The following is a 13271-nucleotide window of genomic DNA, read 5'->3' as shown; positions in this document are numbered from 1 at the left end:
AGCGCCGGAGGCGTCACTCGTTGGTCTGAACAATCACAAAAAAGGCCCGTGATATCAGCCTGATCGTGCGACACACCGTGGCAATTGGCGGATGCCGCCGTGCAAACCCCTCTACGGTGTGAGCGTGAGCAGCAGCGGCCTCATCTACGCAGTCATCGTCGGGGCCTGGGCCGCCTACTTGGTGCCGATGTGGCTCCGAAGGCAGGACGAACTCAACGAAGCGCGTCCGACGGAACGCTTCAGCACCGCCATCCGGCTGCTGTCCGGACGGGCGGCGATGGAGCGTCGTTACGCCAAGGGGTTGCGGGAGCGTGGCGCCGAGGAGGCGGAACCGGTCGCCGACCCGGACGCCGAGACGGACCGGATGGAGTCCGTCGACGTCCGGGCCTTCGCCGCGCCCGGAGCGCACACCGAAGCCAGGATCCTCGGTCCGGCGCAGGCCGCCGGCCGGGCGTTCGGACGCCCGGCGGTGGAGCACCCGGCGCAACCGGCGCATGGCGCGCAGGAGCGGAACGACCCCCGCAACCGCCCCGCGGCGCAACGTCCGGCCGCCGGGCGGCCTCCCGAGCAGCGCGTCGCGCCGTCGGCGTCCGCGCAGTCGGCGCAGCGCGCCCGGGGCGGAGCCGAGGACGCCGAACGCGTCCGTCGCGCCCAGCGTTCCCAGGTACTGGCCCGGCGCCGGCGTACCACCAGCATCCTCTTCCTCGTCTTCACCGCCGGCGCCATCGTCGCGGCGGTCGGCGGCCTCGCCTTCCTCTGGGCCCCCGCCGCGCCCGCGGTGATGCTCAGCGCCTACATCGTGCACCTGCGCGCCCAGGAGCGGAGGCGGTTCGTCTTCACCATGGACCGCCGCCGGGCCGAGGACGCGGCGCAGCGCCTGCGCGAGAACCGCCCGCGCCGCCATCAGCAGACGGCGCCCGCGGTCGAGCCCGACGAGGAATCCGACGCGCACCGTCCGGCCGACCCGGTGCCCGTTCCGACCGTCTCCCCGCAGGAGGCCGGCCGCCGGGCCCTCGTCGAGCAGACGGACCACGCGGAGTGGGTGGACCAGCAGCGCGAACGCGGCCGGGCCCAGGGCGACAGCTGGGAGCCGGTCCCCGTACCGCTGCCGACGTACGTCACCGCCCCGGTCGCCCCGCGCGCCTCCGGCGGCGTCGAGGTCAACGACCCGGAGACCTGGAGCGCCGCCCGCTCCAGCACCGCCGAGCCCGCCCTGCCGGACCCGGCCGTCCCGGACGTGGACCAGACCCCCCGCCACCGGCCCGACGCCCGTCGCTCCCGCGACCGGGGCCGCACCCCTCTCTTCGACCAGTACGACGACGAGGAGGACCGACCCCGTGCCGCCAACGAATGACGGCAGCGGGACGGTCCTTCCGCCCGGGAGAGTCCGGGCGGGAGGGCCCCGGAAGCCCGGCACCCCTGACCAGCGGGGAACGGATTTCCAAGCACCCCCTGGAGGGTGCTAGAGTTTCACTCGTCGCAAGGGCCTGTGGCGCAGTCTGGTAGCGCACCTCGTTCGCATCGAGGGGGTCTGGGGTTCAAATCCCCACAGGTCCACAGACGACAGTTCGCGAGTAGCTCTCGTGGACGTCACAAGATCCCGCCCGGTCGGAAGACCGGGCGGGATCTTGGCGTTTCCGGGGCTTGCGGTCCGCCCGCCTCCCGGACCCGGGTTCTCCGGGGCGTCCCCGTGTCCGGGGGTGCGGGGGTGCCGGGGTGCCGTGGCGCCCTGGTGCGCACCGGCGGACCGGATGTCAGGCCCGGTCGCCTCCCGGGGCAAGTCCCGCCCGGTACGCCAGCACCACCGCCTGGACGCGGTCCCGGAGTTGCAGCTTGGTGAGGATGCGGGAGACGTAGGTCTTCACGGTCTCCGGGCTGAGGACCAGCTCGGTGGCTATCTCGGAGTTCGACAGCCCTTCGCTGATGAGCAGGAAAACCTCGCGTTCGCGCGGGGTGAGCGCCGTGAGGCGTTCGCGTTCGGGGGACGCGGGGGCGCCGGCCGGGCGCAGCCGTTCGGCGAAGCGGCCGATCAGGGTGCGCGTGACGACCGGGGACAGGAGGGACTCGCCACGGGCGACGGTGCGTACGGCGCCCAGCAGTTCGTCCGGTGCGGCGTCCTTCAGCAGGAAGCCACTGGCGCCGGCGCGCAGGGCCTCGTACACGTACTCGTCGACGTTGAAGGTCGTGACGACCAGGACCTTCGCCGGGCTGAGGGCGTCGGGGCCCGCCAGGTGGCGGGTGGCCTCGATGCCGTCGAGCAGGGGCATGCGGATGTCCATGACGACGACGTCGGGTCTCAGCTCCTCCGCCATGCGGATCGCGGCCCGCCCGTCCGCCGCCTCTCCCACGACCTCCATGTCGGGCTGGGCCGAGAAGATCGTGACGAAGCCGGCGCGTACGAGGGCCTGGTCCTCGCAGACCAGCAGCTTGATGGCGGTGGGCGAGGTGCTCATGCGGCACCTCCCGCCGGGATGCGCGCGTGCACCCGGAACCCGCCGTCCGGGGCGGGACCCGCCGTGAACTCGCCCCCCAGCATCTCCACCCGTTCCCGCAGCCCGGCCAGACCGCGGCCTCCCGAGACGTGCGGGCCGGCACCCCGCGGGGCGGCGGAGACGGGCGCACCCCGGGCCGCGCCGGCCGTGGTGATCTCGACGTCCGTCCAGCCGGGGGTGTGCGCCAGTCGGACGCGTGTCCGGTGTCCCGCCGCGTACTTCACGGCGTTCGTCAGGGATTCCTGCACGACGCGATAGGTGGTGAGTCGGGCTGCCATCGCCATGTCCGGTTGTTCTCCTTCCTCGGCCAGCTCGATCGGCTGGCCACCCGCGCGGGTCTGTTCCACCAGGTCCGGCACCCGGCCCGGCATCGGCGTGCGCTCCCGGGGCCCCGGCTCGCCGGTCGCCTCCAGCACGCCGAGCAGGAAGCGTAGTTCGGCCAGCGCGCGGCGGCCGGTGCCGTTGATGGCGTCGAGAGCCTCGTCGAGGCGCTCGGGCGCCGCGGTGAGGTACTTCGCCGCGCCGGCCTGGACGACCATCGCGGTCACGTGGTGGGTCACCACGTCGTGCAACTCCCGCGCCAGACGGCTGCGTTCCTCGGCAATGGTCGCCTGGGTGGCGAGCCGCCGCCGCTCGGCCTCGTGCGCCCGCCGCTCGCGGACCAGGACGCCCAGGCCCCACAGCACCGCCAGAACCGCGTAGTAGAGCAGGAAATCGCCCAGGTCATCGGGTGACCCCTGCGTGTGCAGGACGACGCAGAAGACCGCGTACCCGCCCGTGGCCGCCAGCGCGACGGACCGCCGCAGCCGGTCCTGGTGGGCGCCGGTCGAGTACAGCGCGATGTACAGCCCCATGCTGCCGAAGGTCGGCGGGCCGCCGAGGGACTCGTGAACCGCGAACGAACCCGCGGTCACCGCGAGGCAGAAGGCCGGCCGGCGGGTGCGCACCGCGAGCGGCAGGGTCTGCCCCAGGGTCAGCAGCACGCTCGCGACGGAGGCCTCGTGGGTGGGGAGGTCGCCGAACCGCGCCCCGATCCCCGACAGCGGCGCCGCGAAGGACAGCAGGGTGAAGACGACGGCGAACTCGCGGTCCCTGAGGGCGGCGGGGCGCGATCCCCACCATCGCGCCAGCCGGCGGAGCTGGGCCAGGGCGTCGGCCAGTGGGCTCGCGGAGGATGCCGTACGCCCGGGGGCACGAACTGCTCGGTCTTCCATGCCTCGTCCATGATCGGTGGGTCCGACCGGTGGGTCCGATCGGTGGGTGCGGCGACGGACGCATCGGTCCGGAGCCGTTGAACGGCCGTTGGGGAAACCCCACTTACCCCGCTGTCCCGCGTCCCCGGCCTTCGGCGTGGAGCGGGGGCCGAGCGGTCGTACGGCCTCGTACGGCCTCGCACGGCGACCGTAGTGCCTGGTGACGGGCGGGGGCATCCCTCCGGAGGGGGAGGGCCGGGTAGCTCGCCCGGGGGACCCGCCCACGCGCCAAGTGCCCACCCCACGGTGACGATCCGAAGGGGGCGCGGCCCGTAGTTTTCCGGCATCGGGAACGCGGACCGCCCGCTGCGAGCGGGACCTTGAGGAGGCAGCCATGCTGTTCAGCACAACTTCGTCGGCGGCACGGCCGTCAGGCGGCGACGTCCACCCGGCCGCGGCCGCAGGGGAGAGCACCGGGCGCCCCGCGCGGTGGGCCGCCTCGGCGTGGGTGCGCCTGCCGGTGATGTTCGTGGCCATGCTGGCCGTGGACGCGATCGCCGCCGCGGTCAACGGAGCGGCCGACGGTACGGCGTTGACCGCCTTGATCACCGGGGTGGTGACGGGCGGGCTGGCCGTGGCCGCGTACGTCGCTCTGGTGCGCTACCTGGAGGGCCGCCGCAGGCCACGGGAGCTCGCACTGGACCGGGCGCGGCCGGAACTGCGCCAGGGGGCCCTGCTCGGGCTGGGTCTCTTCTCCGTCACGATCGCGTCGGTCGCGCTGGTCGGCGGCTACCACGTCCAGGGCTGGGGCTCGATCGGTGGCGCGCTGACCACCCTGGGGTTGATGAGCTGCCTGTCGGTGGCCGAGGAACTGGCCTTCCGGGGCGCGCTGTTCCGGGTACTGGAGGAGAAGACGGGGACGTACGGGGCGGTGGCCGTCTCGGGGCTCGCCTTCGGCTCCCTGCACCTGGTCAACAAGGACGCGACCGTCTGGGGCGCGCTGGCCATCGCCGTCGAGGCGGGGCTGATGTTCGGCGCGATCTACGCCGCCACCCGCTCGCTGTGGCTGGTGATCGGCGTGCACCTGGGCTGGAACATGGCGGAGCAGGGCATCTTCGGTACCGCCGTCTCTGGCTCCGGGACCGGCACCGGAGGTCTGCTGGACGCCTCCGTCAGCGGACCCGACATCCTGTCCGGCGGGGCCTTCGGCCCGGAGGCCAGCATCTTCGCCATCCTGGTGTGCGCCGTACCCACCGTGCTGTTCCTGATGACCGCCAAGCGCAGGGGCCGGATCGTGGGACGGGGCCGTGGCGACGGTGGCCCCGACGGAACGGCGGGAGCGGCCCGGTGAGGAGTCCCCGGTCGAGAGGGACGTGGTGACGGGAGACCGGCGGTACCGCCGGCCCGCCCCGTCCGGTCGGGCCGGAAGCCCCGAGGCGCCCACCGCGTACCTGGCGGTGGGCGCCTCGTCGTCCGTACCCGCCGGGACGGACGGCCGCCGTGCGTACGGAACACCGCTCGGAGCTCTCAGCGGTCGCGGTACGGCGGCGCCCGTCGGCGTTGTCGGCCGTCACCAGGGTGAGAGGGCTGCCAGGGGGTGCTGACTGCGGAGACCACCCCGGGTCAAGCCGCTCGCCCCCCGGTAGCCTGCTCCGGCGGGCGGGGGCCCACCGGCCGGGGCATGTCACATCGTGCGGCGCTGTCCTGTCACTGCTGCGGAAGACACCTCACGACCGACCCGGAGGCACCCGTCATGGCCCGTGTACCGATCGACGAGGTACTCGCCCGGTTCCAGGAGCACCACGCGGCCCTGTTCGGCATCGCGTACCGGATGCTCGGCAGCGCGGCGGACGCCGAGGACATGCTCCAGGACACCTGGCTGTCCTGGAGCAAGGTCGACCACGCCCGGATCGACAGCCCCGGCGCCTACCTGGCCCGTACGATCACCAACCTCTCGCTCAACCGGCTGACCTCGGCGACCGTCCGGCGGGAGGCGTACGTCGGGCCGTGGCTGCCCGAACCGCTGGTCACCACGCCCGACGCGAGCGACGCGGTGGAGCAGGCGGAGGCGATCTCGCTGGCGATGCTGGTGGTGCTGGAGTCGTTGTCGCCGCTGGAGCGGGCCGTCTTCGTCCTCAAGGAGGTCTTCGGCTACCCGTACGCGGAGATCGCCGCGATGATCGACCGCACGGAGCCGGCGGTACGCCAGGCCGGCAGCAGGGCGCGCTCGCACGTACGGGCGCGCCGGCCGCGTTACGAGGCGGCGCCCGAGGTGCGCCGCAAGGTCACCGACGAGTTCCTGGCGGCGTGCGTCGGCGGCGACCTGAACCGGGTGCTGGGGATGCTGGCACCCGACGTGACTGTCTGGTCGGACGGCGGGGGCAAGGTCCAGGCGGCGCTGCGGCCGGTCCGGGGCGCGGACAAGGTGGCCCGCTGGCTGCTGGGCGTGATGTCCTCGCCGCTGCCCGACACGGGGTACCACCGGGTCGACGTGAACGGCGAGCCCGGCCTGCTGGTCACCGTGGCGGGGGTCACCGACGACGTCCTCGTACTGGAGACGGGCCCGGCCGGCATCGTGGGCATCCGGGTGGTCCGCAACCCCGACAAGCTGGAGCGGGTGCCCCTGCCCGACCGGCCGTTCCGGCCGCGCGGCTGAGGGGCTGCGGCCTCCTCGGTCGCGCCGCTGTCAGGACTCCTGGAGCGGCTTGGCCATGCAGATGCTGTTCTCGTACGTCCGGTAGTGGCCGAACTTCTCGCAGACCGTGTAGCCGCTCGACGTGTACAGCGCGATGGCCTCGGGCTGCTTGTCGCCGGTCTCCAGGACCATGCGCGTGCGGCCCGCGGCGCGGGCGTCCTCCTCCAGCAGGCAGAGGATGCGGCGGGCGAGACCTTGGCCACGTCCCTCCCGTACGACGAACATCCGCTTGAGTTCGGCGTCGCCGTCGGCGTACCCCTCCTCGTTCCGCTCCATGGCGCGCCAGCCGCCGGTCGCCACCGGGCGCTCCCGCTCGTCGTAGGCGAGGAGGTACAGGCCGTGGGGCGGATCGAACATGGTCGGGTCGAGGTAGGTCTGGTCGCCGCCGTCCTGGTACCGCTCGATGTATTCGAGCTGGACCTCGTCGTTGAGCTTGACGGCGTCGGGATGGTCGTACGACCGGGGCTGGATATTCACGCAGGTAAGCGTACATATGTGCGGGCCCGCGTTTGGGTACTGTCGGGGGGTGCTTACCGTCACCAGCGTCAACGTGAATGGGCTCCGCGCCGCCGCGAAGAAGGGCTTCGTCCCCTGGCTCGCGGAGACCGGGGCCGATGTCGTCTGCCTCCAGGAAGTACGTGCCGAGGCGGCCCAGCTCCCCGAGGAGGTACGGGACCCCGAGGGCTGGCACGTGGTGCACGCGCCGGCCGCCGCCAAGGGGCGTGCGGGCGTCTCCCTCTACTCCCGGCGTGCGCCGGAGCGCACCCAGATCGGCTTCGGCGGCTTCGGGATCGAGGGCGCCGAGGAGTTCGACCTGAGCGGCCGGTACGTCGAGATCGACCTCCCGGGCGTCACCGTCGCCAGTCTGTACCTGCCCTCCGGCGAGGTCGGAACCGAGCGGCAGGAGGAGAAGGAGCGCTTCATGGCGGCCTTCCTCCCCTACCTCGTCGGGCTCAAGGAGCGCGCCGCCGCCGAGGGGCGCGAGGTCGTCGTCTGCGGCGACTGGAACATCGCCCACCAGGAGGCCGACCTCAAGAACTGGAAGTCGAACCGGAAGAACTCCGGCTTCCTCCCGGAGGAGCGGGAGTGGCTGACCCGGGTCTTCGAGGAGGCCGCGTACGTGGACGTGGTACGCGCCCTCCACCCGGACCAGGAGGGGCCCTACTCCTGGTGGTCCTACCGGGGCCGCGCCTTCGACAACGACGCCGGGTGGCGTATCGACCTGATCGTCAGTTCGCCTCGCCTGGCGGGGCGCGCGGTGAAGGCGTACGTCGAGCGGGCAGCGGCCCACGCCGCGCGGTGGAGCGATCACGCGCCCGTGACCGCAGTGTTCGACCTGTAGGAAGCGGCTGCGGAAAGCCTCGCCTCCGCCGTTGTCACCGACGCGGACGGCCGCCTGCTTCTCCAGCGGCGCCGGGACAACGACCTGTGGGCGCTCCCTGGCGGGGCGATGCACCACACGCAGCGGCTACGGATCGGACTCTTTCTGGAGCGTCGCGCCACCCCGTACTTGGGGTAGGGGCATCCACTGGCCGCATATGTGCCAACTCGTCCGCGCACGGCTGCCGTTGCCTGGGTCGCTCCGCTGCGGCGGGCGTCAGCCGGTCCGGCCCGCGTGGCGGAGCGCCCAGTCGGAGACGCCGCTCAGGCGGGCGGCGGCTCTGGCGGGGTCGCCGGTTCGGGTGGGCTGGTCCACCTCGAAGTCGTGTCCGGTCATACCGCATTCGTCTTCGACGATGCGCGCGATGCGGTAGGCGATCTCCATGATCGCCGCTGCCGCCGCCCCCGTGTGGTGGTGGGCGACCTCGATGTGGGCGGTCTCCCCGCAGTGGTCGAGCTGGACGCGCCCCGGCGGCCCGAACGTCTCCAGGGTCAGGCTGTACGGGTACTCCGTGGACTCGACGGCCCCGGCCCCGGCCTCCCGGGAGACGCGGTCCAGGATGCGGGCCCACTCGTCCCGGTGTGCGTCGGTGGGGCGGAACGGGGGCGGTTCGGCGTCGGGGTCGTAGCCGGCGTTGAGGCGGTCGAGCGCCTTCTGGATGTTCAGCCCCGGTTCCACCCGTACGAGCGTGATGTCGTAGGTCACCGGGTGACCATGGGCTCCCCGCCCACCGCTGTCTACTCCGTTTCCGCGCCGGTCCGCCGCCCGTCGGGGGCGTCGTCGCTTTCGCGCAGCCGCCGGTCCAGGGCCATGGAGAGCTCCGCGTCCACGACCGCGCGGGCCAGCGGGCGGAGTTTCTCGATGGGGCTGTCCGCCGCGTGCACCTGGATGACCCGGACGAAGATCTCGGCCAGCGCCTCGGCGTGCTCGCGGATACGGCGGCCGGTGGAGAGCACGGTGGCCAACGGAACGCCCTCGCTCACCAGTTCGGCCGATACCTCCAACAGGCGACGGCTGATGTGCACGATCTCGTCGCCGTCCGTGGCGAGATAGCCGAGATCGAGGGCGGTGGCGAGGTTCTCCGGTGTGACTTCGCCCTCGAAGTAGTCGGCGAGTTGCTCCGGAGTGAGCCGGACCGGGGTCTCCTCGGTGGGCTCGCCGAGCCCCAGAACCTCGGCGACGTCGCGTCCGCTCTCGAAGGTGGCGGCGAGGTCGGCGATGCCGTTGAGGGTGTGGCCGCGTTCCAACAGGCCGGTGATGGTGCGTAGTCGTGCCAGGTGGTGGCTGTCGTACCAGGTGATGCGGCCCTCGCGGCGGGGCGGTGGGATGAGTCCGCGCTCACGGTAGAAGCGGAGGGTCCGCACGGTGATGCCGGCCTCCTGGGCCAGCTCCTCCATGCGGTATTCGCGTTGCTCATGTCCTTCGGCCACAGAGCGAACCTTATGTTGTACCGCCGGTAACTTCCCTGTCCTGCCCTCTACCCATCAGTACGGGCCTGCTCTACCCTCCGAAAGGTGCCAGTGATTGCTGGCAACGTCGTGTGACTACCGCGGGAGGCGGCGGCATGGCCCAGCACGAGCACGTACGGGTGGCGGTGATCGGATCCGGATTCGGGGGCCTCGGGGCCGCGGTCCGGCTGCGCCGCGAAGGCATCACCGATTTCGTCGTCCTGGAGCGGGCCGGCTCCGTGGGAGGCACCTGGCGCGACAACACGTACCCCGGGTGCGCCTGCGACGTGCCCTCGCACCTGTACTCCTTCTCCTTCGCGCCCAACTCCGACTGGCCGCGCACCTTCTCCGGCCAGGAGCACATACGCGCGTACCTGGAGCGGGTGGCGGACACCTTCGGCATCCGCCCGCACCTCAGGTTCAACCACGAGGTCACGGTGATGCGTTGGGACACCGAGGCGCTCAACTGGGTGATCGAGTGCGCCAACGGCACGACGATCGTCGCGGACGTCGTGGTCTCCGCCACCGGCCCCCTCTCCGACCCGAAGACGCCGGACGTCCCCGGCCTCGACACCTTCCCGGGCGAGGTCTTCCACTCCGCCCGCTGGAACCACGACTACGACCTGGCCGGCAAACGCGTCGCGATGATCGGCACCGGCGCCTCCGCCATCCAGATAGTGCCCGCCATCCAGCCGGAGGTGGGACGCCTCACGCTCTTCCAGCGGACACCGCCCTGGGTGATGCCGCGCGTCGACCGGGCCATCGGGAAGGCCGAGCGGTGGCTGCACCGCACCGTCCCCGCCACCGGCACCGCCCGGCGCGGACTGCTCTGGGGGATAAGGGAGTTGCAGGTCAGCGCCTTCACGAAGTACCCCGACGGGCTCGGCCTGATCGAGTCCCTGGCGAAGGCGGGCATGGCGCGGGCCATCAAGGACCCGGCGCTGCGTGCCAAGCTCACCCCGGACTACCGCATCGGGTGCAAGCGCATCCTGCTCTCCAGCAGCTACTATCCGGCGCTCGCCCGCCCCAACGTCGACGTCGTGGCCTCCGGCCTCGCCGAGGTGCGCGGATCGACGCTCGTCGCCTCGGACGGTACGGAGACCGAGGCCGACGCCATCATCTTCGGCACCGGCTTCCACGTCACCGACATGCCGATCGCCGAACGGGTCGTCGGCGCCGACGGCATCACCCTCGCCGAGAGCTGGAAGACCGGCATGCGCTCGCTGCGCGGCGCCACCGCCGCCGGGTTCCCCAACTGGATGACCATTATCGGCCCGAACACCGGGCTCGGTAACTCCTCGATGATCCTCATGATCGAGTCCCAGCTGAACTACATGGCCGACTACCTGCGGCAGCTGAAGGTGCTCGGCACCGGCACCGCGCTCGCCGCGCGCCCCGCCGCGGTGGACGGGTGGAACGACCGCGTCCAGCGGAGGATGGAGCGCACCGTCTGGAACACCGGCGGCTGCACCAGCTGGTACCTGGACGAGAACGGCCGCAACACCACCGTCTGGCCCGGTACCACGGCCGACTTCCGCCGCGCCACCAGGTCAGTCGATCTGGCGGAGTACGACGTGATCCGCGCCCCCGCGACCGTACGGCCCCCTACGGTGGTCGCCCAGAGGTCCGGTGGGTCCGGGAAGCCCTCCCGGGCCCCGAAGGCGGCACAGGGCACCGAACCCGCCGGACCGGACCGGACCGTGACCGAGGAGGCCAACCGATGAGTACACGGCACCCGCGACCCCCACGACAGCGTTCCGGGGGCCCCGTGCCCGTACCCGGGCGGACGCTCTTCGCCGTCTCCGCCGACGGCTCGCGCGTCCACGTCGAGGTGTACGGCCCCGAGGAGGCGCCCGCCGTCGTCCTCGCGCACGGCTGGACGTGCAGCACCCGGTTCTGGTCCGCCCAGATCGCCGATCTCGCCGCCGACCACCGGGTCATCGCCTACGACCAGCGCGGCCACGGAGGCAGCCCCGACGTGGGTCCCGGGGGACACAGCACGGACGCCCTCGCCGACGACCTGGAGGCGGTGCTCGCCGCCACCCTCGCGCCCGGCCGCAAGGCGGTGCTCGCGGGGCATTCCATGGGCGGGATGACGCTGATGGCCGCCGCCCGCCGCCCCCGGTTCCGGGAGCACGCCGCCGCCGTCCTGCTCTGCAGCACCGGCAGCGGGCGGCTGGCGGAGGAGGCCCGGGTGTTCGCGCTGCCGGGGGCGGCGCGTACCGGCGGGACCCGGGCGCTCCTGCGGGCGGCCCTCCCGCTGGGGCCGGTCAGCCCGGTCACCCGGACCCTGCTCAAGTACGCCACCATGGGGCCCGGTTCGTCGCCCGAGCGGGTGGACGTCTGCGCGCGCATCGTGCACGCCTGTCCCCGGAAGGCCCGCGCCGCCTGGGGGCACGTGCTCTCGGACCTCGATCTGGACCAGGAAGTCGCGGAGCTGCGGGTGCCGGCCGCCGTACTGGTGGGCCTGGAGGACCGGATGACCCCGCCCGCGCACGCCCGCGCGCTGGCGGCGGCGCTGCCGGACTTCCTCGGTCTCACCGAACTGCCCGGAATGGGGCACATGACGCCGCTCGAAGCGCCGGAAGCCGTCAGCGCGAAGATCCGGGAACTTGTCGCCGGTCACCTCACCGGGACCGCCACGAACGAGAAGGAGGACGTCGTATGAGCGCCGGTCGGAGTCTCGAAGGACAGGTCGTCGTCGTCACCGGCGCGGCCCGCGGGGTGGGCGAACTGCTCGCCCGCAAACTCTCCGCGCGCGGCGCCACACTCGCCCTGGTCGGCCTGGAGCCGGAGGAGCTGAAGCAGGTCTCGGAGCGGCTGTACGGCGAAAGCGCCCACTGGTACGCGGACGTCACCGACCACGAGGCGATGGAGCAGGTGGCCCAGGAGGTGAAGGCCCGCTTCGGCAAGGTGGACGTGGTCGTCGCCAACGCCGGGGTCGCCACCGGGGGACCGTTCGTCGACTCGGACCCGGTGGCCTGGCGGCGGGTCATCGAGGTCAACCTGATCGGCAGCGCGGTGACCGGCCGCGCGTTCCTGCCGGTACTGATGGAGAGCCGGGGCTACTTCCTCCAGATAGCGTCGCTCGCCGCGATCACCCCGGCGCCGATGATGAGCGCGTACTGCGCGTCGAAGTCGGGCGTCGAGGCGTTCGCGCACAGCCTGCGGGCCGAGGTCGGCTACCGGGGTGTGCGGGTCGGTGTCGGCTACCTCTCCTGGACCGACACCGACATGGTGCGCGGCGCCGACCAGGACGAGGTCATGCGGGAGCTGCGCGGCCGGCTGCCCTGGCCCGCCAACCGGACGTACCCGCTCGGCCCGGCGGTCGACCGGATCGTGGCCGGTATCGAGCGGCGCTCCTCGCACGTCTACGCCCAGTGGTGGCTGCGTGGGATGCAGTCGGTGCGGGGTTACCTGCCCACGCTCATCGGCACGGTCGGGGCCCGCGAGATGGAACGGTTCGCCTCCCGGCTCGACGCCATCCCCAAGGGGCTGGTCGGAGCGGGCGGAGCAGCGGACACGGAGGCACGCACGCCCCGCCGCTGACCGGTCGGCAACGGGTCGGACGGGAGGCCGAAGCGCTGGTCGAAAGGCGGTCGGCACACTGCGTCGTTGATCAAAATGCGCGGTATGTCCGGCCGTGCGAGGCTGAGCGAGGCCGCTCCTCACGGGCGGTCTCCCCAGACCCCACGCACCCCACAGGAGTGAACAGCATGGGTATCGCAGACCAGTTCAAGGACAAGGCGCAGGAACTCGCCGACCAGGCCAAGCAGAAGTCCGGCCAGGGCAAGGACGCCGCGAGCGACCGCGCCAAGGGCGCCGGCGACCGGGAGGACGAGAAGTCGGGTCTCCGCGACCGCGCCGACGACGCGGCCGACAAGGCCCGCGAGCGCTTTGACCGTTGACGGCCTGAGGTGCTGACCGGCTCCGGCCGGTGGGTACTTGGGAAGAGGCGCATCCGGACGACAGGATGCGCCTCTTCGGCGTGCCCGGAGCGGGCAGGATGCGCGGCGGGGAGCCCCGGGGCGATGCGCGCCCGGCCGGCCCGCGCCCGGCGCT

General features: G+C 72.5%; 13 protein-coding genes, 1 tRNA gene and 1 pseudogene. 10 read left to right on the top strand and 5 right to left on the bottom strand.

What is annotated here, in order from left to right; translation table 11 throughout:
• The first annotated feature begins 124 nt into the window (after window positions 1-124).
• A complete protein-coding gene (sepX, locus tag OHT52_RS11160) occupies window positions 125-1354 on the top strand; it encodes a divisome protein SepX/GlpR (protein WP_328719988.1) in 1230 nt (409 codons plus the stop codon).
• A 129-nt stretch (window positions 1355-1483) separates the two neighbouring features.
• Window positions 1484-1557, top strand: a tRNA-Ala gene (locus tag OHT52_RS11155).
• Between the two features lie 197 nt (window positions 1558-1754).
• Here OHT52_RS11155 and OHT52_RS11150 read toward each other — a convergent pair.
• Both OHT52_RS11150 and OHT52_RS11145 read right to left on the bottom strand, forming a co-directional pair.
• Entirely contained in the window at window positions 1755-2453 is a 699-nt protein-coding gene (locus OHT52_RS11150; RefSeq protein WP_328719987.1) for a response regulator transcription factor, read from the bottom strand.
• A complete protein-coding gene (locus OHT52_RS11145) occupies window positions 2450-3706 on the bottom strand; it encodes a sensor histidine kinase (protein WP_328719986.1) in 1257 nt (418 codons plus the stop codon). The genes OHT52_RS11150 and OHT52_RS11145 overlap by 4 nt, the downstream gene beginning before the upstream one ends.
• Before the next feature lie 373 nt (window positions 3707-4079).
• Here OHT52_RS11145 and OHT52_RS11140 point away from each other — a divergent pair, with 373 nt between their 5' ends.
• Window positions 4080-5036, top strand: coding sequence for a CPBP family intramembrane glutamic endopeptidase (locus OHT52_RS11140; RefSeq protein ID WP_328719985.1), 957 nt, complete (start codon window positions 4080-4082; stop codon window positions 5034-5036).
• A gap of 402 nt (window positions 5037-5438) precedes the next feature.
• Window positions 5439-6341: an RNA polymerase sigma-70 factor gene (locus OHT52_RS11135; RefSeq protein ID WP_328719983.1), complete on the top strand. Its 903-nt coding sequence runs from the start codon at window positions 5439-5441 to the stop codon at window positions 6339-6341.
• 30 nt (window positions 6342-6371) lie between these two features.
• Here OHT52_RS11135 and OHT52_RS11130 read toward each other — a convergent pair whose 3' ends face one another.
• Window positions 6372-6857: a GNAT family N-acetyltransferase gene (locus tag OHT52_RS11130; protein ID WP_328719981.1), complete on the bottom strand. Its 486-nt coding sequence runs from the start codon at window positions 6855-6857 to the stop codon at window positions 6372-6374.
• Window positions 6858-6906: 49 nt separating this feature from the next.
• Between OHT52_RS11130 and OHT52_RS11125 the strand changes: the two genes are divergently transcribed.
• On the top strand, window positions 6907-7722 hold the full coding sequence (locus tag OHT52_RS11125; RefSeq protein ID WP_328719980.1) for an exodeoxyribonuclease III: 816 nt from the start codon (window positions 6907-6909) through the stop codon (window positions 7720-7722).
• A gap of 21 nt (window positions 7723-7743) precedes the next feature.
• Window positions 7744-7851, top strand: a pseudogene (locus tag OHT52_RS11120) (NUDIX domain-containing protein); the annotation flags it as partial.
• A gap of 126 nt (window positions 7852-7977) precedes the next feature.
• On the opposite strand, the gene OHT52_RS11115 reads toward OHT52_RS11120, so the two are convergent.
• Together OHT52_RS11115 and OHT52_RS11110 are read right to left on the bottom strand one after the other, a co-directional pair.
• A complete protein-coding gene (locus tag OHT52_RS11115; RefSeq protein ID WP_328719979.1) occupies window positions 7978-8466 on the bottom strand; it encodes a hypothetical protein in 489 nt (162 codons plus the stop codon).
• 32 nt (window positions 8467-8498) lie between these two features.
• Window positions 8499-9158 (bottom strand): MerR family transcriptional regulator, encoded by a 660-nt coding sequence (locus OHT52_RS11110; protein ID WP_328723694.1) that lies wholly within the window; start codon window positions 9156-9158, stop codon window positions 8499-8501.
• Between the two features lie 167 nt (window positions 9159-9325).
• On the opposite strand from OHT52_RS11110, the gene OHT52_RS11105 reads away from it, so the two are divergent.
• The 4 genes from OHT52_RS11105 to OHT52_RS11090 all read left to right on the top strand — a co-directional run bounded on the left by OHT52_RS11105 (window position 9326) and on the right by OHT52_RS11090 (window position 13117).
• Window positions 9326-10933, top strand: a complete 1608-nt coding sequence (locus tag OHT52_RS11105) for a flavin-containing monooxygenase (RefSeq protein ID WP_328719978.1) — start codon at window positions 9326-9328, stop codon at window positions 10931-10933.
• Window positions 10930-11877, top strand: coding sequence for an alpha/beta fold hydrolase (locus tag OHT52_RS11100; protein WP_328719977.1), 948 nt, complete (start codon window positions 10930-10932; stop codon window positions 11875-11877). The genes OHT52_RS11105 and OHT52_RS11100 overlap by 4 nt, the downstream gene beginning before the upstream one ends.
• Window positions 11874-12758, top strand: a complete 885-nt coding sequence (locus OHT52_RS11095; protein WP_328719976.1) for an SDR family oxidoreductase — start codon at window positions 11874-11876, stop codon at window positions 12756-12758. Before OHT52_RS11100 ends, OHT52_RS11095 begins: the two co-directional genes overlap by 4 nt.
• 167 nt (window positions 12759-12925) lie before the next feature.
• Entirely contained in the window at window positions 12926-13117 is a 192-nt protein-coding gene (locus tag OHT52_RS11090) for a hypothetical protein (RefSeq protein WP_328719975.1), read from the top strand.
• Window positions 13118-13271 lie beyond the last annotated feature (154 nt).

This window comes from Streptomyces sp. NBC_00247, from assembly GCF_036188265.1.
GTDB lineage: Bacteria > Actinomycetota > Actinomycetes > Streptomycetales > Streptomycetaceae > Streptomyces.
Note: the sequence above shows the minus strand (reverse complement) of the source record. Positions and strands in the feature narration are given on the sequence as shown.